The sequence below is a fragment of the Methylomonas rhizoryzae genome (genome assembly GCF_008632455.1).
Taxonomy (GTDB): Bacteria; Pseudomonadota; Gammaproteobacteria; order Methylococcales; family Methylomonadaceae; genus Methylomonas; species Methylomonas rhizoryzae.
Map to the genome: position 1 here is coordinate 4,138,680 of NZ_CP043929.1, position 24,410 is coordinate 4,163,089.

At 54.6% G+C, this 24,410-nt stretch carries 19 protein-coding genes; 3 read left to right on the top strand and 16 right to left on the bottom strand.

The annotated features are described in order from the left end of the window. The first annotated feature begins 1 nt into the window (after nucleotide 1). Genes F1E05_RS18220 through F1E05_RS18230 form a run of 3 tightly spaced genes read left to right on the top strand, consistent with a single transcriptional unit; the run spans nucleotide 2 to nucleotide 4,148 of the window. Entirely contained in the window at nucleotides 2-1,990 is a 1,989-nt protein-coding gene (locus F1E05_RS18220; protein ID WP_150050998.1) for a preprotein translocase subunit SecA, read from the top strand. Then, complete coding sequence (locus F1E05_RS18225; protein ID WP_190303193.1) at nucleotides 1,987-2,811, top strand: efflux RND transporter periplasmic adaptor subunit; 825 nt, start codon at nucleotides 1,987-1,989, stop codon at nucleotides 2,809-2,811. The genes F1E05_RS18220 and F1E05_RS18225 overlap by 4 nt, the downstream gene beginning before the upstream one ends. Nucleotides 2,812-2,813: 2 nt before the next feature. Beyond that, complete coding sequence (locus tag F1E05_RS18230) at nucleotides 2,814-4,148, top strand: TolC family outer membrane protein (protein WP_150051002.1); 1,335 nt, start codon at nucleotides 2,814-2,816, stop codon at nucleotides 4,146-4,148. A 12-nt stretch (nucleotides 4,149-4,160) separates the two neighbouring features. On the opposite strand, the gene F1E05_RS18235 is transcribed toward F1E05_RS18230, so the two are convergent. From F1E05_RS18235 to F1E05_RS18305, 16 genes are all read right to left on the bottom strand, one after another. Then, nucleotides 4,161-5,390: a glycosyltransferase family 4 protein gene (locus F1E05_RS18235; RefSeq protein ID WP_150051004.1), complete on the bottom strand. Its 1,230-nt coding sequence runs from the start codon at nucleotides 5,388-5,390 to the stop codon at nucleotides 4,161-4,163. Further along, nucleotides 5,387-7,765, bottom strand: coding sequence for a glycosyltransferase family 2 protein (locus F1E05_RS18240; protein ID WP_150051006.1), 2,379 nt, complete (start codon nucleotides 7,763-7,765; stop codon nucleotides 5,387-5,389). Before F1E05_RS18240 ends, F1E05_RS18235 begins: the two co-directional genes overlap by 4 nt. 2 nt (nucleotides 7,766-7,767) lie before the next feature. Further along, nucleotides 7,768-10,257: a glycosyltransferase family 2 protein gene (locus tag F1E05_RS18245; protein WP_150051008.1), complete on the bottom strand. Its 2,490-nt coding sequence runs from the start codon at nucleotides 10,255-10,257 to the stop codon at nucleotides 7,768-7,770. An 89-nt stretch (nucleotides 10,258-10,346) separates the two neighbouring features. Next, nucleotides 10,347-11,171, bottom strand: a complete 825-nt coding sequence (locus F1E05_RS18250; protein WP_150051010.1) for a calcium-binding protein — start codon at nucleotides 11,169-11,171, stop codon at nucleotides 10,347-10,349. 325 nt (nucleotides 11,172-11,496) lie between these two features. Further along, entirely contained in the window at nucleotides 11,497-12,285 is a 789-nt protein-coding gene (locus F1E05_RS18255; protein WP_150051012.1) for an elongation factor-1 alpha, read from the bottom strand. A 67-nt stretch (nucleotides 12,286-12,352) separates the two neighbouring features. Then, nucleotides 12,353-13,000 (bottom strand): c-type cytochrome, encoded by a 648-nt coding sequence (locus tag F1E05_RS18260; RefSeq protein ID WP_150051014.1) that lies wholly within the window; start codon nucleotides 12,998-13,000, stop codon nucleotides 12,353-12,355. A gap of 2 nt (nucleotides 13,001-13,002) precedes the next feature. After that, nucleotides 13,003-14,622, bottom strand: coding sequence for a b(o/a)3-type cytochrome-c oxidase subunit 1 (locus F1E05_RS18265; RefSeq protein ID WP_150051016.1), 1,620 nt, complete (start codon nucleotides 14,620-14,622; stop codon nucleotides 13,003-13,005). Then, entirely contained in the window at nucleotides 14,615-15,139 is a 525-nt protein-coding gene (locus F1E05_RS18270; protein WP_150051018.1) for a cupredoxin domain-containing protein, read from the bottom strand. The genes F1E05_RS18265 and F1E05_RS18270 overlap by 8 nt, the downstream gene beginning before the upstream one ends. 8 nt (nucleotides 15,140-15,147) lie before the next feature. Then, nucleotides 15,148-15,300 carry a hypothetical protein gene (locus F1E05_RS20355; protein WP_190303195.1) on the bottom strand — a complete coding sequence of 51 codons (153 nt, stop codon included), beginning with the start codon at nucleotides 15,298-15,300 and terminating at the stop codon, nucleotides 15,148-15,150. A 244-nt stretch (nucleotides 15,301-15,544) separates the two neighbouring features. After that, the gene (locus F1E05_RS18275; protein ID WP_150051020.1) at nucleotides 15,545-16,459 is read right to left on the bottom strand and encodes a 1-aminocyclopropane-1-carboxylate deaminase/D-cysteine desulfhydrase; all 915 of its coding nucleotides are present in this window, start codon (nucleotides 16,457-16,459) and stop codon (nucleotides 15,545-15,547) included. After that, nucleotides 16,456-17,274 carry a dihydropteroate synthase gene (gene folP, locus F1E05_RS18280; RefSeq protein ID WP_150051022.1) on the bottom strand — a complete coding sequence of 273 codons (819 nt, stop codon included), beginning with the start codon at nucleotides 17,272-17,274 and terminating at the stop codon, nucleotides 16,456-16,458. The genes F1E05_RS18275 and folP overlap by 4 nt, the downstream gene beginning before the upstream one ends. A 115-nt stretch (nucleotides 17,275-17,389) precedes the next feature. Beyond that, the gene (recG, locus tag F1E05_RS18285) at nucleotides 17,390-19,501 is read right to left on the bottom strand and encodes an ATP-dependent DNA helicase RecG (protein ID WP_150051024.1); all 2,112 of its coding nucleotides are present in this window, start codon (nucleotides 19,499-19,501) and stop codon (nucleotides 17,390-17,392) included. A 36-nt stretch (nucleotides 19,502-19,537) separates the two neighbouring features. Then, on the bottom strand, nucleotides 19,538-19,933 hold the full coding sequence (locus F1E05_RS18290) for a RidA family protein (protein ID WP_150051026.1): 396 nt from the start codon (nucleotides 19,931-19,933) through the stop codon (nucleotides 19,538-19,540). A gap of 2 nt (nucleotides 19,934-19,935) precedes the next feature. Further along, nucleotides 19,936-22,116, bottom strand: a complete 2,181-nt coding sequence (locus F1E05_RS18295) for a RelA/SpoT family protein (protein WP_150051028.1) — start codon at nucleotides 22,114-22,116, stop codon at nucleotides 19,936-19,938. Nucleotides 22,117-22,124: 8 nt separating this feature from the next. Next, nucleotides 22,125-22,364, bottom strand: a complete 240-nt coding sequence (rpoZ, locus tag F1E05_RS18300) for a DNA-directed RNA polymerase subunit omega (protein WP_150051030.1) — start codon at nucleotides 22,362-22,364, stop codon at nucleotides 22,125-22,127. A 497-nt stretch (nucleotides 22,365-22,861) separates the two neighbouring features. Further along, nucleotides 22,862-24,313: a M48 family metalloprotease gene (locus tag F1E05_RS18305; RefSeq protein WP_150051032.1), complete on the bottom strand. Its 1,452-nt coding sequence runs from the start codon at nucleotides 24,311-24,313 to the stop codon at nucleotides 22,862-22,864. Nucleotides 24,314-24,410: the final 97 nt, after the last annotated feature.

The following is a 24,410-nucleotide window of genomic DNA, read 5'->3' on the forward strand; positions in this document are numbered from 1 at the left end:
GATGACCGCCACCCTCAACCGCTTGCCGCAACGTTACGCCAACGGCCCCTACCCGGAAAAAGCCGATCCGCAAGAATTCGCAATAGACCGGCGTTTGCGCAATCTGGCGGCCCGTCATTTATTCAATCTCGGTCCGCGCGACCGCACGCCGGAGCGCTTCGTGGCTGCGGTGGATGCCTGGAGCGAACGCCTCGAGGCCCTGGACGAGGCCGCCTTGCAACAAGCGGTGGCGCAAATCGGCCGCCGCTTGCGGCGCAGCGGCTTCGCTTGGGACTTGGTGGTCGAATCCTTTGCGCTGATCCGCGAAACCTCGCGCCGGGTCATGGGCAAACGCCATTACGGGGTGCAGTTACAAGGTGCGTTCGCCTTGATCCGCGGCCATATCGCCGAAATGTCCACCGGCGAAGGCAAAACCCTGACCGCCACCTTGGCAGCGGCCACCGCGGCCTTGAGCGGCGCGCCGGTGCACGTGGTAACGGTCAACGATTATCTGGCGGCGCGCGACGCCGAAGAAATGCAACCTTTGTACAACGCGCTGGGATTGTCGGTCGGAGTGGTCAACAGCGAATTGTCCAACGATCAAAAACGCCAAGCCTATGCGGCCGACATTACCTATTGCACCAACAAGGATTTGGGCTTCGATTATCTGCGCGACCGCTTGCAGTTAAAGGAATGGCTTAGCGTCAGCCGCCTGAATTTTCTGCGCTGGTTGCGCGGCGACACCCCGGCATCCAAGCTACTGATGCGCGGCTTGTGCTTTGCCATCGTCGACGAAGCCGATAGCGTGTTGATAGACGAAGCCCGTACCCCTTTGATCATCTCGGGGCCCGGCAAAGGCTACGTCGGCGAAGAAGCTTTTCAGGCGGCGATTGCAGTCGCGCAAACGCTGCAACAGGACGACGATTATTGGTTGAATAGCAAGACTCGCAGCAGCTATTTGAAACCGGCCGGCAGCGCCAAAGCCAAACTGCAGCGGGAAGCGTCCGGCCTGCCGGCGCCGCTGGAATCGGTTTGGCTGGACTTGGTCAATCAAGCCTTAACCGCGCTGCATCTGTATCAAAAAGACCGCCACTATCTGGTTAAGGACGACAAGGTGCAGATCATAGACGAATATACCGGCCGGCTGATGCCGGACCGCAGCTGGGAGTACGGCTTGCATCAATTGATAGAAGTCAAGGAACACTGCCCCTTGAGCCCGCAAAAAATCACCTTGTCGCGCATCACCTACCAGCGCTATTTCTGCCGCTATTTGCACCTATCCGGCATGACCGGCACCGGCAAAGAGGTGCAGGCGGAATTTTGGTCGGTCTACGGCTTGAAAACCTCGAAAATACCCACCCATCGGCCGGTACAACGGCTGTTGTATCCGCCGCGCCTGTATCGCAACCAAACCGAAAAGTGGCGGGCGGTAGTGGAAGCCGCCCGCTTCCAAGTCTGCGAACGCGGCCGGCCGGTATTGATCGGCACGGTCTCGGTGGAAGCGTCGGAGATCCTGTCGCAACTCTTGAGCGAAGCCGGCTTGCCGCACAAAGTGCTCAACGCCCGCCAGGACGCTGAAGAAGCCGAAACCGTCGCCGCTGCCGGCCAAGCCGGCAGTCTGATGGTCGCCACCAACATGGCGGGACGCGGTACCGACATCAAGTTGGGGTCAGGCGTCGGCGACCTGGGCGGCCTGCACGTCATATTGACCGCCTACGCGGAATCCAGCCGCATCGACCGGCAACTTTACGGCCGCGCCGGCCGCCAGGGCGATCCCGGCAGCGCCCAGGCCATTGTGGCGATGGATGACGATTTGTTCGAGCAATATCTGCCGGCCGGCTTGAGTCCGCTGTTGGCATTGGGCTTGATCAAGCCGGCCTGGGTCAGGCTGCTGACTCATTTCGCTCAGTCGCGGGCCGAACGGCGCAATGCTCGCATTCGCGAACAAACCCTGGTATCCGATCGGCAAATCGATACAATGCTGGCTTTTGCCGGCAAGGAGGGCGCTTGAAATTTCGTTTAACCGCGGCCCTGCAGCCGGTGGCAGCCGGCATTTGTGCGGTTTTCAGCGCGGTATCGGCAGCTAAACCGGTGGAATGCTTGATCGAACCCAGCCAAATCGTCGAAGTTCGCGCGTCAGTGGACGGACTGATAGAAGCGATTGCAGTCGATCGCGGCGACCTGGTCAAACAAGGCCAAGTGTTGGTGACGCTGGACAGCGGCGTGGAACGCGCCCGCTTCGCTCAAGCCAAATTCAAATCCACGACGCGTGGGGCGCAACTCGCCGCGCAAAGCCGGGTAGAGTTTTCCGGCAAAAAATTCGAGCGCGACCGCGAGCTGTATAAGGATCAATACGTATCGGCCAACGCGGTCGACGAGTCGGAAAGCAGCCAGAGACAAGCCGCCGCCGATTTGATTGCCGCGCGCGACAACAACAGAATCGCCGAATTGGAAGTGCGCGAATACGAGGAACTGATCCGCTTGAAAACCTTGAAGAGCCCGTTCGACGGCGTCGTCCTGGAACGCTCCCACCATCCCGGCGAAGTCGCGCAAATCAACGACCGGCTGCCGATTTTGAAACTGGCCAAAATCGACCCTGTGTTCATCGAAGTGGTGTTGCCGGCGGCGGCCTTGGGCAAAATCAAAACGGGCGAGGTATTCAAGGTATTCCCGCACGCCGGCGAAACAGCGGAATTTACGGCCCGCGTCGGCGTCATCGACCCGGTATTGGATGCCGCCAGCGGCACGCTGGGCGTGCGCCTGCAAGCGGAGAACGCCGCCGGCCGGATTCCGGCCGGTATCAGTTGCCAAATCGAAATGCCGCAACTGTAACCATGCAGTCGCCATTCAAGCCGTTAAGCGTGGCGCTGGTGCTATACGTGTCGCTAGTGTCTGCGGCGCACGCCACTGCGCTGAATGTGCTACAAATTTACGATCTGGCCTTGCAAAACGATCCGACCTTGCAGGAAGCGGAAGCGAATCGCAATGCCTTGTTGGAAGTCAAGCCGCAAAGTCTGGCACGCTTGCTGCCGTCCCTATCCGTGGTAGGCAGCGTCAACGCCAACCGCTACGATACCACCAACACCTTCAGCCGCCAGCAACTGGGCTTGCAATATTTTTGGGACAGCCATGTGTCGCTTAAATTGTCGCAACCCATCTACCACCACGATTACTGGCTGCAACTCAGCCAAGCCGACAACCAGATTGCCGAAGCCGAGGCGGAATTCGTCGCCGAGCAACAAAACTTGCTGCTGCGCAGCGCAAAAGCCTATTTCGGCGTGTTGCTGGCGCAAAACGCCCATACTTACGCCCAGGCCGAGCAACTGTCGCTAGCCAAGCAATTGCAGGAAATGCAACGCCGCCTGGCGGTGGGCGCCGGCGCCTTGCCGGAAGTACAAGACGCGCAAGCCGGGTTCGACCAGGCGCTAGCCGAGGCCTTGGAAGCGGAACGAAAACTGAAAGCGGCCCGCAACGAATTGACGGAAATCCTCGGCGCGCCGGTTTCGGCGCTGACGCCGTTACGCCAGGATTGGCAACCGGTGACGCCTGAACCGAACAATGCCGCCGACTGGTTGCAATGGGCCGCGCAAAACAACTTATCCTTGATAGCCGCCGGCCATCATGCCGAAGCGGCCAGAAAAACCGTGGAAGTACAATTCGCCGGCCATTTGCCGACTTTGGACTTGGTCGGCAACGTCGGCACCACCGACACCGACCGACCGCAAGGCTTGATTTCCAACTCGCAAACGGTCGGCCTGCAACTGAACGTACCGATTTATCTCGGCGGCATGGTGGATTCCAAAGTCCGGCAAGCCGAATTCCAGTACCAAGCCGCGTTAAAACATGTCGATAAACAACGCCGGGCTGCCGAGCGGCAAACCCAAGACGCATTCGAAGCCGTTCAAACCGCCATCGGCCGGCTACAGGCATTGGCCACCGCTCGCCAATCCGGCGAAATCAGCGTAGCCGCCACCGAAAAAGGTTTGGAAATCGGCACCCGCTCGGTAGCGGAGTTGTTGACGGCCAAACGCAATCTGGCTCGCATCCGCCGTGATTACGAACAAGCCAAATACGATTACCTGTTGAACAGCCTGCAATTGAAACTGGCGGCCGGGCTATTGGGCCGCAATGATTTGGAAGCGGTCAACGCCTGGCTATCCGAGCGCTGACCTGAGCTGCCGTTATTTATTGAGGGTGGCCTCGATCAAGACCAGCAAGCGCTTGACGCACTCGATTTGGTTGAATTCGTTAACCACCAATTCGCGGGCCGCTTGAGTGACTTTACCGGATTGCGCCGGCTTGGCGTCCAACTGTTTGATAACCGCGTTAACCAAGCCGTCGCCGTCGAAAAATTCGAACAAACTGCCGGTTTTCCCTTGCCGGATGAACTCTTTAACCGGCGCGGTCGCCGAGGCTACGATAGGCGCACCGCACGCCATGGCCTCCAACAGCGACCACGACAAGATGAACGGATACGTCAGATACACGTGGGCTTTGGAGACTTGCAACACTTCGCGGTACTGGTCTTTATTCAAAAAACCGACCAAATGCACCCGGCCCGGATCCAGATAAACCCCGACCTCGTCCAGCATCATGTCCTGCCAGGTATCGAAACCTTCCGGCTCCGCACCGTAAGAAGCTTGTTCCTTACCCATGATGATCACGTGCGCGTTCGGCCGTTGCGCCATCAATTCCGGCAAGGCGCGCATGAAGGTATGGAATCCGCGCACCGGCTCCAGCGAGCGGGCGGCATAGGTGATCACCTCGTCTTTGCGGGTCAGGGTAATGTTTTTGTTGTCGATACGAAACTTGGCCTTGGGATTGGGTTTGAAGTATTCGGTATCTATGCCTTCGTGCAGTACTTGGATTTTGCTTTGCGCCCATTTCGGAAAGGTTTTTTGTTGCCATTTGGTGGGCGCCCATCCGGCGTCGGCCACGTCCAGGGCTTGCAGCATCGCGGTTTTTTTCATCCTTAGTTTGGCCAAGGCTTCGATATCGGATTTTTCGAATTCAGGGTCGAAGTTATATTCCTGACCCACGGTGTTGTAAAAGTATTCGAAATAACAAATTAATTTGACGTCCGGCCAAACGTCTTTGATGAACAAGGCTTCGCCCCAACCCGGATGAACGACGATCACGTCCGGCTTATAGCCCTTCTCTTTAATGCGGACCAATGCGTCCGCCACCGCTTCTCCCCGTAACACTTTGGCTTCCGTATCTTGCAGCAATGGATGAATGTCCGCTTGCGGCTCGTGCTGAAACCGGTATGCCGCCACGCCGACACCCTCTATCTGGACTCGATTAGGGGGTTGTTTCAAGGCCAAAACCTCGTGGCCGCCGACTTTAACCAAATAATCCACTATATGGCGGAATTGAGCCGGAAAGTTTTGATGTATAAAGAGAATTTTCATTCGTCCGTTCGTGTTTGCTGTTGGTTTTCGCGTAGAGCGGGATAATCCGATTCGGCCAACGCGCGACCGCGCGGCGGCATGGCCAATCCGGCATGGCTGTAATTTTCCAAATTCAGATTAGGATTGTAATATGGGTCATCGATAATCCAATGCCGCCATTTTTGCATGAATTTGTCTTTTTCACGCGCTAAGCGGCTACGCCGGTCCGGTTGCTTGTCTTTGCCGCGGCTGGCCGACTCGGCGTGCAGCAAGGTAGCATCCGGGGTCCAAACGATGCGCTTGCCCAAACTGCGTAATTTCAAACAAAAATCCACATCGTTGAAATTGACCGGGAAATCGGTCTCGTCCAAGCCGCCAACCGCCAAATAATCGGCTCGCCGGCATAGCAAACAAGCTCCCGTCACCGCGCTGACGCTGCGGGTAATTCGATTATAATCGAAATAGCCGGGATCATCGCGGTACCAGTTGTTGCCTATATGCCCGACCAAGCCGTGCAAACCCAACACCACGCCGGCGTGTTGCACCATGCCGTTAGGCCACAACAATTTGGCACCGACCGCGCCGACTCCGGGCCGCAACAAATGAGTAACCATCGTTTTCAGCCAACCCGCGTCCAACGCTTCTATGTCGTTGTTGATCAAACCGATCAGTTCGCCCTCGGCCAGCTGCACCCCTCGGTTGTTGATCGCCGAAAAATTGAAAGTGCCGGGATAAGGCTCTACCCGCACCGCACCGCCGCGGCTTGCAAGTTGCTCAAGGTAGCTCAAAGCCTGCGGTTCGGCACTGTCGTTATCCATGACGATGATGTCCAGATGCGGATAATCCGTGCCGGCCAGGCTGTCGATGCAACGGCGCAACAAATCGGCTTTGTCCCGGGTCGGGATAATCAACGTGACTTTCGGCCATTCCGCCGGCTGCGGCCAAGACAAACGCGGCGGCCGATGCTCGCCGGGCAAACGTTGCATACCGGCGGCCAGCACCTCGTCACAGGCATGCATGGCTTGGGCATGCTCCGGTTGCTGTGGTGCGCAACGCCGATACAACACCTTGGCAATATGCCGAATCGAAGCGACTTCGTCTCCCACCGCCCGCACCGCCAACCATGGCCAAGCGTTCGGGTCTTGCAAGGCTTGGCTCGCCGTTGCGATAAGTTGCGCACGAACGCCGAACAGATAATGCAACGGGGTCGCGGCAAGAAACAAATCCGGATCCCAATCCGGTTTGAACCAGGGCATGATCCTGCCGTCAGAGCCGAGGTATTCACAGTCGCTATAAACAACGTTCACCTGCTGTTCGGCGAATGGTCGCGCCAACTCCGCTAGCGCATCGTCCAATAACACATCTCCCGCTTCTACGAAACTTAAAATTCCTGCGAAGTGGTTCGGACCTTGTTTGATTCGTTGCAGCCATTGGCCGGCATCGACATATAGGATGCGGGCGTCCTTGGCCGGTTGCCGGGCTGGGGCGCTTAGCACCCAAGCCTCCCAGTTACTGTGGGTTTGCGACAGTAAGCTGTCGATAGTCACCGAAATATCGCCGGCGCCAATCACCGCGACTAGTACCGGCATCGTATCGCTGTGCGCGGGCGATGCCGCGGCGAATTTGCGCCGCCAAACCGGATACGCGGAAAAGTCCATGGAAACCGGCACATGCCAGACATAACGTTCCATCATGGCGCTAAGTATGCGCCGGTCGTCGTCCGGCAATGCCAGCGCCGCCGCCCATGATTTCACGCCGGCGGGCAAAAACACGCGCAACGGACTACCGGCCAGCGGCTTGCCGCTGGCAGTGACCACGCGGACTTCGTGCACGCGGCCGTCGGCCAACGAAAACGGCAATGTCAGGCTGAAGCCGTGCGCAACGCCGTTGCCGGAATCGGCTTCCGGTTCGGCGCTGGGTTCTTTGGCCTCGCATTCGGCCAGTAGCGAGTCGCCTTCGTAGACGCGCACACTCAGTTGGGCTTGCGGCTCCATCAAATCCCAGGCCCAACCCCACAGCCTTAAACTGCCGTCGTTTTCGACATAATCGGTCTGGCTAGGCAACGGTCTATCCGCTTCCAAGCGGGTGAACACGCTGCCGGGCAAGCAGTGATCGTGGTTGCTGATCCTAGCGTCGATTCTCGCTACACCTTGCCAAACGTAGCGCGGAACCGGGAATATGAAAAAATGGCCTTGGGCGCTATCGGGGAGCTCGGCTTGTTTGACCGGCATGTGGTGCCCGGCCCTGACGGTGCCTAACCATTGTCCGTCTCCGCAAACATCGATAACGACCAAAGCATCCGGATTGCGATTATCCAAGGCCCAGCCCAGCAAATAATCGCCGTTGCGGCCCAATAAAGCACCGCTAAAACGGCTATCGCCAACAGAACTTGTCATTGCTAATGAGTGAAGTGGGTTTCTTGTAATAAAGGTATGTTAAGTCGACCAGCGACATCGTGGACCAATTTACGCTCGTATTCGTCATCGGCAAAGGCGGCAATAGCTTGAACGTGGTAAAGCTCCAGCTTGCCGATGATGTCAGCGGTATCGCTAACCTCGACCAGATGGACATTGGGCCAGCGCCGCAAATCGTTGTCGCTAATGCTATGGCCGAATATGAACCACTGTACATCAATTTGCCTCTCCCAAGCGTTTTTCACCTGCTGCTGTAAGCGATAGTAACCGCTGGATGAGGCCTGACCGAATACCGCCACCCGCATCGCCCTGACCAACACGCTTGCGCCCGGTTTTTTACGATTTTGCCCTTTAGCCGCAGACCGAGCGGGCTTGTCGATGTCGATGCGCTGTGCCAATTCAGGAAAACGCTTACTGTGGGCTTCGCCTATCTCGTCGTTCAGGGCAGTGATTTTTTCCGCGCCGCCCAATAATCGTCTGGCGCGCGACAACCAGGCGTCCATCCCTTGGTAACCGTATGCCAAAGGCCCGAATTTGTGCACGCAGGCTTGGCAGATCGCAATATCCGCAGGATCGGCGCAGGCTGTTGCCTGCTCCTGCAAGCGGTACCGACGCGGGCAATAAGCGCTATAGTCATCCAATCTCAACCGATAGGGCAGGAAACCGTTGGTGAGAAAATCGAGCGGCCGGGCCGGCCAATCGGCCCATCCGGAAATGTGCAGACAGGAAAAGCCGGCGGCTAATAGGTCTTGCTGCAATTGTTCGCCTTGCTCCGGCCAATCGTAGGAAATGACCGCTAAGCCGGTGATGCCGTACATCTTTAAATTCAAACGCCATTGTCCCGGCCGATGTTCAACGGCGTTCAATTCAAACCTCGGGCCGTCCGGGTCGTCAGCATCGGTAGGCGATAACGTCAGCACCGCCTTGCTGCCGGCCGCCGTTTGCGCCAACCATGTTCGCTGCAATTGCCGGCGCAACGGTCCTAATGGATCGGTATTCAAAAAGTGGTCGTATTCGGCCTCATGCCCCGGATATTTGGCATACAGCTTAGGCAAATTTTGCGCGACCAGATGGGCTTTTTCCGCGCCGAAAGACTTGCTGCCCCAATGCACCACATAGGTGTTCGCCGCACAAACGTTACGCCAGCCGGCTTGCCGAACCCGCAAACACAAGTCGGTATCTTCGCCGTAGCCGCGTCCGAACAGGAATTCGTCCAATCCGCCGACCCGATGCCAAACAACCCGTTTAATGTACATGCAAAACCCGACACCGGCCGGCAAGTCGATCACTCGCTCCGATGCAATGACGCGCAATAACGCGTCCAACTGCTCAGCCTGCCGTATATCGCCTACCGGATTATTTTTCATGGCTTGCGGATAGCTGACCAATTCTCCGAAATTAGATAGCGGCGTGACCGTGCCGATGTCTTCGCTTTGGTATGCCGCCGCGTGCAGCCTGTCCAACCAATAATCGAATACCTGGGTGTCGGCGTTCAACAAAACCAAATCACGGTTGTCGTCCAGACTCGCCCCGGTATTCACCGCACCGGAAAATCCGGCATTGATCGGCCGCAACAGCAAGATAATCTTTTTATCCGACGCCAGGCGTCGCAGTTCTCGACCTAGTTGCGGATCGGGCGAACAGTCATCCACCACCACAATTCTATAAGCGATATTGGTTTTAGCCGACAGCACGGACTGAATGCATTGCAGGGTTTCCTGACGACCGCCATATACCGGCACGACGACATCAACGGCTTCGGAAATGGCAACGCGGGTTTGGACTACTGCCTGTGCAGGTGTTACCGACCTCCCTTGGATCGGGCAACCCCAAAGACTCACTCCTGCGATGCCCAGCCTCAACAATGAAAATTCGTCCGGCAATTGGAAGCGAAAACCATTCAAGCCGTCACCTATCCCCAATTGTTGCAAGCCGGGTGTGGCTATCGAACATTCGGCTTCGAAGAAGTTTCCATCTATTTCAACTTGTAATGTCCTACTAGGCATATCTCGCCGGACAGCCCAACCGCATATAAACTCGCCGTCGCGCCAAACGCAACCAAAAGCGGCCAATTCCGCCGCGTTGACCCATTCCGCCACTTCCGGTTCATGGGCTAATTGCGGCGCCAATCGTAAGATATTGGTCAGTGTGCGCCGATACAAATCCCGGTAGCGGACCCTATCAAGACAACAGGCTCGCAACAACGCGCGAGCAACGTCCAAATTGGTAGGCAATAGTTGCAATGCAGCACAATAATCGGCTAGCGCTAAATCCAGTTTATCCAGCCTTATCAAGGTATTGGCTCTGACTAACAGCGCACTGGCTTGCGGAGGGGATGTCAGCTGACAGGCTCGCTCCGAGAACGCTAAAGCATCCGGAAGATTTCCCGCTTCGAGCGCATGGAACGCCAGTTCCAGTAAATCCGTCAACTTAGTCGGCAAACAGAACTCGGCGGCAACGGCTAAATCTATCATCAAAAAATTCGGACAAAAAAAAGGCAGGCTTTTTAGGCCTGCCCCGGTTTTAACAATTTAGACTGTAAAACTCTTAGCTAAGAAACTCCTTAGCTACCTGGGTTAAAAAAGTCGTCAAGTTGAGTCAAACCTACGGTTTTAATGCCGCCATTGCTCAGCGTACCATTCGAGTCGAATACGAATTTCTCGAAGTTGCTGGCGTTAATCACACCGCCGTTTTGCAACGTAATCGATACGGAAGTACCGGCAACCGTTACGTCGGCAATATCGACAGCGCTCAAGTCAAGTTTGTCATTGCCCGCACCGCCGTCTACCACAGCGGTACCGACGAATTTACCGACCAGCTTGACGATGTCGTTACCAGCGCCTGTATCAACAGTATCACTGCCGGCACTATCGGAGCCATCACCCAGGAATACAAGGTCATTGCCGCCGTTGGTTTTAATATTGTCGTTACCGTCGCCGGTTGCAACAGTATCTTTGCCATCACCGGTAGTAACAGAATCGTTACCGTCGCCGGTTGAAATAAAGACTTTCTTGGTATCTTGAACAGTCAGGTTATCATCGCCGTCGTTGGTAGAAATGGTGCCTTTGAATTTTTTCGCACCATCGCCAGTTAGAGTGAAGGTAACATCGCTGTTGTCACCAAAGACGATAGACTTAACACCTTTAAGGTCGTTTTTGCCGGCGCCAGAAAAGTTAACAGTGGCAGTACCGCCAGTACCGGTGAACAGAGCGAGTTTATGCCCTGCTAAGTCACTAGACGAAGAGGTATTACCAAATTCGCCAACGGTTACTTTGCCGCCACCCAGCGATTTGATGATTTGTTGCGCAGTTGAAAAGGAAAGAGTTGAGTCCAGTAAATTATTTACCGCTTCTTGTTTACTGATACCGTCATCGTAATTAGATGCCATAAGCCCCCCATAGAGAAATTAAAAATTTTTTAACAAAAGTTACCGCGGATTGTAAGGAGTTGTAACAAAATAATTCTGTGAAACATCACCAGAATGTTGCCCGCGTCACAAAATTTACAGGTACGCTTATTTTGTTCCATCCTAAGTGGAAGCCACTCGCTTACCAGTGTAGTACAGAACCCACAAAACCAAAGTACGAATTCATTGTAAAGGTGTTGTGGCCATTTCACAACATTGTTAATGTGTTAAACGATAAAACCAGCACTGAACAATGTGTTTCTTAACCCGCTTCCCTGCTCTTTTGACAATTAGCTACATACAGCAGCTAATCGCGCAAAACCGCGTTGCGCCGGTCGCTCTGCTTGCGAATGCCGCCTAATACCCACATTTGATAAATAGACACTGTCCACATGAACGCAAACGACGCGCCCAACCCAGCCCCGGCCAAAATAACTAGCCAGGCAAAATGCGGATTGATTTTGGTCAACCACCAAGAGGCAATGTCGACCAACAAAAAAAGATAAGGCATGACTATTGCCGGATACTTAAGGAAATACGGCACACCCGTGGAAAACGCAAAAATTACGCCGACAAACATGAAAATGAAGCTGATGCCGAACAAATGGATGTGCGACAACCGGGTTAACGATTGAAACGTAGCGCCCTGACTGGATTCCGCCACTTTTTTAAGGTTTTCCAATTTGGAAAAATCCGGCAACGAACCGGCATTCTCGTTGTGGCAAGCCACACAGTTTTTATCGACTATCGTTTTGATGGACTCCCAATAACCGGCTTCCAACGCACCGTCGCGCACCCACTGAATCAATTTGAATCTATCTTGTTCAGGAGCATTAAATTTCATAGACCCGTTTAACTTAGATTCTAACACGGAACCCGAGCGGTCTCCGTAGTAACTATACACTATATCTTCCAAAGATAAACCGAGTTTTCCATCGGCCATGCCGTGGGTCATCAGAATCTGCCCAAGTGCCATCAAGTAACCGACTGCGATAGTGACCAAGTAACCGGTGAATAACAGCTTGATCGACAGACCGAAGCTGATCAAATTAACTCCCTTGTACGCGTATTTGACGGGTATGTCAGCCTCGGCCATAAAGTTCCCCTCTGTAATTTGAGGCGGTCGGCGGCGTCGAATAGCCAGCCGACCGCCAGCGTGCCTTTTATTTACCGGTATTTTGATAATAAAAGCCTAGCTGCTCGATTTCTTCGTTGGTTAAATTTTCGGCAATCAAGCGCATTCGCCCGTAGATATCGTTATGTCTCTCACCGGATTTGAACGCCTTTAGCGCAGCCGTCGTATAGCTAGCGGCTTGCCCCGACAGTGCCGGCATATCCATGACTTGTCCCTGCCCGCTACTGCCGTGGCACACCTCGCAAGGCGGCAAAATGCGTTCGCGGTCCCCGGATTTCACCAAGGTCTCAGCCGCTTGATAAACCATCACGCTACGCGACTGAAACGCCGGAGTTTGAGAGGCATACCACACAGCCAGATTAGCCGCATCCTGCTTGCTAAGCCCTTTTGCGATACCTCCCATGATTACATCCTGCCTATCCCCGTTTGCGTAATCCTGCAACTGCTTATAGAGATAAGTCGCCAACTGGCCCGCTAACGATGGATACGCCCCTGTGACACTAATGCCTTTATCGCCGTGACATCCGCCGCACGATTTAGCCAATGCTTCGCCGGCCGCCGGATTTCCCGCTTTGACGAAATTTAATTGTTCCGCCGTCCATGCCACTTGCGTCGATGGTTGTGCGGCTAGCGTCAATGACCAGCAACAGGTTGCAATAAGTACAAAGCTTCTCATGACTATACCCCCCATCTACCGGAACCGAAGGTTTCCATGAAGAAGAATTGCAAAATCGGATACCCGAAAGCCAACAGCATAAAGGCCGCAATCACGATGTTCCACAGCTTGAATCCATTCAAGTAAGCGGGCAATGCGCCGACCGGATGAATCGGTTCGGCATATTCCACCTCGCCTTCAAAGCTACCGCTACCGACTTGGGTTTGATACAAGTTATAAAGCAACAGCGCCGACGACGCCAGCAATATCGCACCACCGAATATCATCGCCGCCTCGTACGGCTCCCACGATAACACCAACAAGTTGTTGTAATTGACGCTATCGATGCGGCGTGGCTGGCCCAGCAGCCCTAAAATATGCCATGGCGTGGTCATGATGATCATGCCTATAAACCAAATCCACAGCTGAGTAATCGCCAACGACTGGCTGAACAAGGGCTTACCGGTCAAGATCGGCCAAAAGTAATAAGCGATGCCGAAATACATGATGATGGTAGTACCGCCGAAAATCAGATGAAAATGGCCGGAAACCCACGCGGTATTGTGTACCATGGCATTCATGGCATAACTGGCGTTGACCAAACCGCCGAAGCCGCCGAAAATCAACATCAGCAAGCCCAGGATAATCGCCAACACCATAGGATTATCCCACGGCAAGGCGGCAATCCAACCGAACAAACCCTTGCCGCCGTTCAAACGTCCTGCGATTTCCAAAGAGGCAATGACGGTAAATCCGGTAATGAAAGTCGGCAGGGTAACGACAAAGGTGCCGATCGCATGCACGATCTTCCAGCCGTGGCTCTGTTCCGGATCCATATATAAATGGTGAAAGCCTATCGGCAGGCTGAACACGACCAGCAACATGAAAGCCGCCCGAGCCATTTCGTCGCTGAACAAAAAACCGCCGGCCTGCTTAGGTACCAAACAGTAAAACGCGGTATAGGTTGGAATCAACCAAAAATAAACGATGGGATGTAAGGTCCAAGCAAACAAAGTGCGTGCCAAGCCGGCGTCTATTGTGTCTATCCAGCCCAAGGCCCAGGGAATCAGCTGGAATAACACTTCCACGGCCACTCCGGCACTGGTCCAAAGCCACAAGATAGCGTTTCCGGTAGTCGCAAACATCGCCAGCGGTACCGGCTGCCCCGGATGGGCGGCTTTCCACTGTGCATACATCACGATCATCGACACACACCAAAACCACGAACCGACAACCAACAAAGTGGCGCCGATATAAAACGCCGGGTGCGCCATCAGCGGCGGATAAAACGTGAATAAAACCGATGCATTCCCGGTCAGCAGCGGGCCGGCCGCCAACACCACGCCCAATAGCGACAGTGCAAAGCCGCCCCAGGCAAACGACACATTCCAGATCGGCAACTTAAGCGTTGTAGTCGCCACGTAATAGCCGAAGCCCATGATAAAAAAAGTGGTCAACACAAAACCCATCAATACCCCGTGGGTACTGACGGAGGCGTAATACACTTCCCGCGACTCCAAAAAACCGAAAAACCCGCTTCGCTCCACCACCTGATACAAGCCCATGACGGCCGCCAAACCGAATGCGGCGAAAGCCACCCAGAAATGGCACAGCGCCAACTTTTTTTCCGCCACATTAGCCATGATTCTCTCCCCCGGTCCGATTTATCGTTTGCCACTTCTCTTTGCCGACCACGCTGATGTTGCTCCACATATGCGCATGCCCCATGCCGCAGTATTCATTACACAACAGCGGATATTCCCCGGTATGTTTCAACTCGGTAGTCAGTTGCGCCACATAACCCGGCACTATCATGGTGCTCATATTGGTCATCGGAATATGCACCCCGTGCAACACGTCTAAACTGACCCAACGAAAAATCAGTTTGGTCTGGGCCGGCAAAGTCAAGGTTTTCGGATAAAAACCATAACGCCCGGCGACCATACGCACGGTCACACTACCGTCCGAATTCTGTTGCGGACCCAAATGATCCTCGGCAAATTCTGCCGATAAATGCAAACGCGCCGAATCGATGGTTTCCACGTTACTCGGCGCGTGTATGCCGTGAAACAGTGCCGACGTCAAAATCACCAGCACAAACAAGCCGGCTATGCCGAGCGCGATATTCGCCCAACGCCTTTCCAATTGATCGATATGCATACCGCCCCCTAACCGATATGGCCGCGCGGGATGAACACCCCGTAATACATCATTAACCAAGCGATCACCATGCCGGCCCCGACTATCAGCATCAACGCCCAGGTACCCACCGGCGAACTCTCCAGGATTTTCCTACGCTCTTCTTCGCTTAATTGGCTCATTACTCCCCCCGTGGAAAACAATCTACGTAGCCTAATCGTAGCCAAAAAAACATAAATCGCCTAACGATCATACGGATATATCGTCTCCGCGAACAATCAAGGGCATGACCCGAGCGGACAAGACTTTCGTTGCGGCGCCAGCCTTTCGAATCGCAACCTGGCCGCGCTAACCACGTATTTCGGCGAATGTTTGCGGAAACCTTACGCGACAACCGCGCTAGCCGGCTTCCTTGTTGGCGAGCGGCTATTGTCGGCGCGCCCCTTGCAATCCGCCTGTGTGCAAGGCGACGATACGCTGGCCGGCAACGAAGTAATCTTTATTAAGCAAATCGTAGATTGCATACAAAGCTTTTCCGGTATAAATCGGCTCCAACGGCACATCGTGTGTGAGCCTAAAATTCGAAATAAAATCGGTCAACTCCGGGCGAGTTTTGGCGAATCCGCCACAGTGATAGTTCAACAGCAACTCCCAGTCGCATACCGGCTGCAGCCGGCCTAGCAACGCCGGAATATCCCGATGCAAGAACTCTCCGCCTTTTAGCGCCGCCACGCCGAGTATCTTAGTCTCCGCGCGAGCCGCGCCAATCAAGCCCGCCAACGTAGTACCCGTACCGCATGCGCACACTAACACGTCGTATGCGCAATCCAGCTCCGAGACGATTTCGGCCACGCCTGTCAACGCCTGCCGCGACGCCCCGCCTTCCGGAATCCAATAACTGCCCGCTTGCAAATTCAAAGCGCCGGCCGTCACGTCCGAATAACGTAAATCCCGATAGGCGCTTCTGGAAACGAAATGCAATTGCATCCCCCAACGCTGCAAATCTGCCAAAGTCGGGTTGAGCACCCCGGGCCGTTCTCCGCGGATGTAAGCGGCCGAATGCAGCCCCAGTTCGCGCGCAGCGAAAGCGAGAGCGTGCAGATGGTTGGAATAAGCTCCACCCATGCTGACTACGGTATGCGCGCCGGCATACAGTGCGTCGTTCAACGGGTATTTAAGCTTGCGCCATTTATTGCCGGATATGACGGGATGCAATAAATCGTCGCGTTTGAGCCACAACTCGACGTTATGCGCACGCGTCGCCGAATCGACAATCCGCGACAGTGTAGATACCCCCAGTTGCCGCTGCAGCGCTTGTAAACGCGGATGCAGCGCCGTCATTGGGCTTGTTTGATTGCCCAGGCCAAATCCGCCGCCTGCCGATTCGGCAATATGTCGTGCACCCGAAACAGCCGCACGCCGGCCATCACGCCCAGCGCGGTAGTCACGGCGGTAGCGGTAACCAATTCGGACGGCTCGGAGACATTGCAGATACTGCCCATGAAGCGCTTCCGGCTGGTACCGAGCAATACCGGAAAGCCTAAAGCCGCGATTCGCTGCAAATTCGCCAATAAATCGATATTGTCTTGCTTGCGTTTGCCAAAACCGATGCCGGGGTCTATCGCAATGTTGCGCTCGGCAATCCCGGCCGCCAAGGCCGCATCGATTCTACCTTGCAAGCCATCCGTCACTTCGGCGACCACGTCGTCGTAATAAGGATCGAGCTGCATGGTCTTGGGAAGACCCTGCATGTGCATCAATACGATAGGCACATTTCTATCCGCCGCCAGCGCTAAAATCTGCGGATCCACCACCCCGCCGGAAACGTCGTTCACCAGAGTCGCGCCGGCCTGCAATGCCGCTTGCGCCACGCAGGCGGACATGGTGTCTATGCTGATCGGCAATGCCGGATACACGCTACGAATGGCGGCGATAACCGGCACCACTCGGCGGATCTGTTCGTCGTGACTCACAGGATCAGCCCCAGGACGAGTCGACTCGCCGCCTACGTCGACGATATCCATCCCTTCATCCAGCATGGCTTGCACCCGGCACAAAGCCGCGTCGACGCCGGAATAGCGCCCGCCATCCGAAAAACTATCCGGGGTGACATTCAAAATGCCCATTAATTGCGGCGCCGATAATTGCGTAAACATAAACCTCTTAACTCCTGAAATACCGAGCAAATATTGTATACGCGATTAACCGTCCGGCAGCTCGGCCGGCTCGGGACCCAAGCACTAAGCAAAATGGAGCGGCTGCCGCCGCGGCTCACGGACTAAAGATTGTGCCGAAGCGGCCGTCGGACGGATGCGGAGCACTACCCAGCCAGCGCGCTATCAACAGCGGCACCTGTTGCGGACAGACGTTGCGCAACAACGCCGCAGCCGGTTCCACATAGTCCAACAACGCTCGGTCCCGCGCCAAATCGGCGATTTTGAACTGAATTTGTCCGGTCTGCCGGCTGCCGATAATTTCGCCGGGACCGCGCAATTCCAGATCCCGCTCGGCAATCACGAAACCGTCGTGAGTTTCTCTGAGTATCCCCAAGCGTTGCTTGCCGGCTTCCGATAACGGCGACTGGTACAGCAGCAAACAATAGCTGTCCAGATTGCCGCGCCCCACCCGTCCGCGCAACTGATGCAATTGCGACAGCCCCAAACGCTCGGCGTTTTCGATGATCATTAAGCCGGCATTCGGCACATCCACCCCGACTTCAATCACGGTAGTCGCCACCAACACCCCGAACAAGCCGGATTTAAAGGCCTGCATGGCGGCCTCTTTATCGGCAGGTTTCATCCGGCCGTGCACCAGACCGACCTTGGCCTGCGGCAGCAGCGCACGCAAACTCTCGGCGGTTTGTTCCGCCGCTTCGCATTGCAGCTGCTCGGACTCTTCTATCAAAGTACACACCCAATACGCTTGTTTACCGGTTGTCAGCCAATGAGCGATACGCGCTACGACATCGGCGCGCCGTTCGGACGGCAGCACGCTGGTAGTAACCGGCCGGCGGCCGGGCGGCAACTCGTCGATGACGGAAATATCCAGATCGGCATATTGCAACATTGCCAAGGTCCTTGGAATCGGGGTAGCGGTCATGACCAGCTGGTGCGGCGCCAAGCCAGCCGCTTGGCCTTTAGCCCGCAAGGCTTGCCGCTGGTGCACGCCAAACCGGTGCTGCTCGTCTATGATCACCAAGCCCAATTTGTGAAATTGAACCGCATCCTGAAACAAGGCGTGCGTGCCCACCACCAAACCGGCACTGCCGTCGGCCAGCTGCTGCAATATCGCCGCCCGGGCCTTGCCCTTACTCTGCCCGCTCAGGTACAGCAGCGCATGGCCGCTATCGGCAAACCAACTTGAGAAATTGCGAAAGTGTTGCTCCGCCAATAATTCGGTTGGCGCCATCAACGCTACCTGATAACCGGAACTCAAAGCGGCCAAAGCCGCTAATGCGGCCACCACGGTTTTACCGGAACCCACATCGCCTTGCACCAACCGCAGCATCGGCTGCACGCCGGCGCAATCGGCTTCGATTTCGCCGACGACTCGAGTTTGGGCACGGGTCAACGTGAACGGCAAGCGCATCAAAAACGCTTGCTTGGCATGTGCGGGAACGGTAAAAACCGGCGCTTGCCAATGCCGGTATTGCTGTTTTCCCAGCCATAACGCCAAATGATGGGCTAAAAACTCTTCCAAGGCCAAACTTTGCAAAGCCGGCGAACTGCCGTCGGTCAGGGTAATTTCAGATAAACCCGGCGGCGGTTGATGCAAGGTCAGCAAAGCCTCGGACAAGCGCGGAAAACCTAACTGCCCTCGCAACTCGTCCGGCAACACATCCGGTAACGCGCTCGGGTCGCGTAAACACAGCTGCAGCGCCTGCTTGACCGCCTTGCGGATACTGGCCTGATGCAAACCTTCGGTACCCGGATACACCGGGGTCAAGGCCGGCTCGGCAGCCGTCTCGCCGGACGCCAGCAACCGATACTCGGGATGAATCATTTCCAAGCCGTTAAAGCCCATGCGGACTTCACCGAAACAAGCCAATTCGACGCCTGGCTGCAACTGCTGGATTTGTTGGGCGGAAAAATGAAAGAAGCGCAAACTCAAAAAACCGCTACGATCGCCGATCCGGCAAATTACGCTGGAGCGGCCGCGTTGCTGAGCGTCGATAAATTCGACGGCGCCCTGCACCAAAGCGGTGCCGCCCGGTATCAAATCGCGAATGGCGACAACGCGCGTCCGATCTTGATAACGTTGAGGTAGGTGAAATAGCAAATCTTGCAGAGTACGGATGCCGAGTTTTTGCATCCGCGCGGCGGTCTGGGAGCCGATACCGGCTAAACTGGTCACCGGCTGTTTATGCACTTCCCCGCTAGGCATCAATGAAAAGGCGCCGGTGCCGGCGCCTGATTAACGTCAGTAGTACTCGTCTCGCAACATCATCACGCCGTCCATCTCGACGCCGACGCCTTTGGGCAAAGCCGCAACTCCGACCGCCGCGCGGGCCGGATAGGGTTCTGCAAAATACTCGGCCATGATGGTATTGACGATGGGGAAGTTCCCCAAATCGGTCAAATAGACGTTCAGCTTGACGATGTCCGCAAAATCTCCGCCGGCTGCTTCGGCCACTGCCCGAAGGTTATCGAACACTCGGCGAATTTGCAGCTCGATGTCCCCGTCCACCACTTGCATCGTTGCCGGATCCAGGGCAATTTGCCCGGATAAATAAACAGTGTTGTCGATTTTTACCGCTTGCGAATAAGTGCCAATGGCTTGAGGCGCCAACGGCGTGGAAATGATGGTTTTTTTCATGCTTAAGCTTTGATGCGAGTGATTTTTAGAACAATGGATAATTTTTTCAGCTTGCGGATGATGTTGGCCAAATGTACGCGGTCGCGCACCGCCAACGTTAATAAATCCACCGATACCCTGTCGTCTTGACTGACAACGGTGATGTTTTCGATATTGGATTCCATGAAGGAAATGGTAGACGCCACGGTGGCCAGCGAACCGCGTTGGTTCAAAATTTCAACTCGGATTTCGGCCGAAAATTCGCCACTCGCTTCCGGACTCCATTCCACGTCCAGCCAGGTGGTTTGCTTTTTGCGTACTTCGTTGCTGTTGCGGCATTCGTGGTGATGCACGACTATGCCTTTACCCGGATTGAAAAAGCCGATGATGGGATCGCCCGGAATTGGCCGGCAACACTTGGCCAAACTAACCACCATTCCCTCCGTACCCTTGATGATCAACGGCGATTTATTACGCGGCTCGTGCCCGTCCAGTTTAACCCCGGTATTGCTGCCGATCTGACATATGTGTTTGGCGACCAGAAACGGCATGCGATTGCCCAAGCCGATGTCTTCCAATAGATCGTTCAACGAATGTTTACGCAAAGAATGCAAAACTTGCATGATTTGCGTGTCGTCCACTTCGTCCAAAGTGATGTTGGAACTGTTCAATTCCTTTTCCAACAAACGCCGGCCTAGATTGATCGCTTCCTGCTGATTGAAGTTTTTCAAATACGAACGGATACAGCTGCGGGCTTTTGCCGTCACCACGTAATTCAGCCACAAAGGGTTGGGGCGGGCCCACGGCGCGGTGATGACCTCTACCGTCATGCCGTTTTCCAATTTGGTTTGCAGCGGCACCAGCTTTTTATCTATCCTGGCCGATATGCAAGCATTGCCGACGTCGGTATGCACTTGATAGGCAAAATCCACCACCGTCGCGCCGCGCGGCAACTTGATGATTTTGCCCTTGGGCGAGAACACGAACACCTCTTGCGGAAACAGATCGACTTTGAGGTTATCGATAAACTCCAAGGAGTCGCCGGCCGATTTTTGAATCTCCAACAGCTCGCGCAACCATTCGTTGGCCCTAGCTTGCATGGTCTCGCTTTTTTCGTGGTCGGATTTATACAACCAGTGCGCGGCAATGCCGGACTCCGACAAACGATGCATTTCGTGGGTGCGAATTTGAATTTCGATCGGCACCCCGTAAGGCCCTTTCAATATGGTATGCAGGGATTGATAACCGTTGGCTTTGGGCAAAGCGATATAGTCTTTGAAGCGTCCGGGTATCGGCTTAAACAAATTGTGCACGCAACCCAAAGCCCGGTAACAATCGTCGACCTGATGGCAGTAGATCCTAAACGCATACACGTCGAAAACGTCGGAAAAGGAAATCTTTTTACTGACCATTTTATGGTAGATGCTGGCGATATTCTTTTCCCGGCCAGCTACCGAACAGTCCATCCCGGTCTCGGTCAACCGGTTTTGTATCGCGTTTTGAATGGTGTCGATGATTTCCTTACGGTTACCGCGAGACTTTTTAACGGCATCGCTCAGCACTACAAAACGATTGGGGTACAAGGCTTTGAAGCCTAAGGTTTCCAGCTGGTGACGAATATCGTTCATGCCCAATCGGTTAGCGATGGGGGCATAAATTTCCAAAGTTTCTTTGGCAATCCGGCGTTTTTTATCCGCCGGCATATTGCCCAGGGTTTGCATGTTGTGCAGACGGTCCGCCAGTTTGACCACGATGACGCGTAAATCCTGCGCCATCGCCAAAAACATTTTGCGGACGTTTTCCGCCTGCGCCTCGGCCCGCGAACGGCTATCGATTTTGGACAGCTTGGTGACCCCGTCCACCAAATCCGCCACTTCGCTGCCGAACTGTTCGGTCAACTCCGCCTTGGAAACCGGCGTATCTTCAATAACGTCATGCAATATCGCCGCCATGATGCCGTTGGCGTCCATATGCATACCGGCCAAAGAAATCGCTACCGACACCGGATGACAAATATACGCTTCGCCGCTTTTCCGAAACTGCCCGGAATGAGCCTTTGCGCCAAACCGATAAGCCCTAACGATATTAGCCACCGCGTCTTGATCGAGATACGCGCTCAACACCTCGCACAACTGATGCAGCAGCTTCTCTTCCGGATGCTCTACGTCCGGCAGCGGCGGTAATGCGTGCGCGATCTCGACCATACCTGCGATCAGATTTCCAAATAGGTATCGGAAACGTTGCCGCCGCGGTGTAAACGATCTACGTTCTCTTCGTTAACGTAACCGGCCGCGATTTCCCGCAAGGCAATGACGGTATCTTTGTCTTTACCGCGCGGTACGAATTCGTCGGCGCCTTTTTCCAGTTGTCGTACCCGCTTGCTGGCCAACAACACCAGTTTGAAGCGATTTTCCACGTGTTCTAAACAATCTTCCACAGTAACGCGTGCCATCTAATAACCTTCTAAAATTTGAGATTGAATCGGATTGTATCGGCTAAACGAACCGAATGGGAAACAAAACCGGAAACAGCGCGTTTCTCTGAGTGCGGCAAACATCTGAAAGCCACTCCCCAACGGACGCAAGCCGTGTTGAGCCGGTTTGTTTTACCGCATTATAAGTACAAAGTGACGGAAAATAAAAAGCCCGCAGAAGCGGGCTCGTCCTATTGGTTATTATTGTTGTTTTTAAGTCGGACGTCTGCCAATAATGGCAGCTTAGTCAAGCAGTTACTATTGTTGTTATAGTTATGAGCCTTAGTTACAGGCCGCTCCCTCCCCTCAAAGACATGATCCGAAGATCGTGTGCACCCCTATTAAGGTGGCGACAGTCTAGGCAAATTTTTTTGTGATGTCCATTAAAAATTGGCTTCGCCCACGAAAATTAGTTTCGCCCCGAAATTAACATTTGGAAACAAAAACTTGTGTATATTAGAAACACCTAATTCATATTACCGCAGACTTTTCCGCTCTTGCTCTTCGCTTAAAAAGAAATTCAAGCGCTCGTCCAAAATCGCTTGTAGTTGATAGCTCAAATGCTTTTGCTGCTTGGCCAAGCGTATTTGGGTAATGGCTTCTTCAGTATATCCGCTCGCATAATAGTGCTCGGCCATATAACGGTGCGATTCGGCCTGCTGGCCGATCCCGGCCGAGATTTGCGCCATCAGCTCGTAATACATCGGCTGTCTTTTCCAACGCTCGGACAAACCCGCCAACACCTGCTTCGCTTGCTCCGGCTGATTATTTTTCAGCAGGCAACGGGTAAACTCGATTTTAATCGCATCATCGTTAGGAAACAGCTGAATCGCTTTGCCGAACAGCCGGTTGGCCATCTCGTAATCCTGGCTTTCCAGCGCCGTGCGCGCATAGGCGGACAAAAAATGCGGCTGATCCGGATAACGGTCCGCCAATGCCTGAAACACCGCCAAAGCCTTGGGGTACTGCAAACTTTTGAGATAGACCAAACCCATGCCGTAACGGGCGACAGCACGCTGCTGTTCGGTGCCTTGCTGTTCTAACGCGCTGAAATAACGTTGCGCGGCGGCTTTGTCCTCGGTAGTCGCGGCGTATAGCTTGGCCTTGGTTAAGGAATAACCCATGGAATCGGGATATTGTTTGTAGGGATACACCTCGGCGCGGCCACGGGTATCGGCAATCCTGCTTTCGGAAACCGGGTGGGTGCGTAAAAACTCCGGCACGCCCTTACCGTAATAACGCGTCGATTGCTGTAAACGCTCGAAAAAAGTCGGCATGCTGCGCGGATCGTAACTCGATTCGGCTAAGGTTTGCATGCCTACCCGGTCGGCCTCTTTTTCGTTGTCCCTGGTGAAGTTGATTTGAAATTGAATGCTGCCCGCTTGCACCGCCATCAATGCCGCCTGACCCATCCTAGGCGATTGAGTGCCGATTAAAATGGCCGCCAAGGTGGCAGCCACGGTCGGAATGGACATTTTGCTGGCCGCTTCGATTTGCCGATACAAATGACGTTGTGTCACGTGACCTATCTCATGCGCCATGACCGAAGCCAACTCGCTTTCCGCCTCGGTCAGCAAAATCAACCCGGAATTGACCCCGATATAACCGCCGGGCCCGGCAAACGCGTTGATGGTAGGATCTATCACCACGAAGAAATGAAACGGCGTCGACGGCGTATCGCTGTGCGCGGCCAATTGCCGGCCTATCGTCTGGATGTATTGTTCCACTTCCAGGTCCTGGCTGATTTCCGCTTGCGAATGTAAATTCCGGAAAAACGCCTCCCCGAGCTGCGCTTCTTCCACCGGCGAAATCAAGGCGCCGGCCGAATCGCCCATTTCCGGCAACTGGATTTTTTCGATTTCTATGGCCTGCGGCGGCGATGGCGCCAAAGCCAACAAGATAGCGGTCGTTAATAAGCGTAGTCTCATGGCGAAAACAAGCAGTCGAGAAATAAGGCCGCCGGACCGATCCGCCCAAAACGCGGGACAAGCCGTCCGGCCGATACTAAAATGACGCGATTATAAA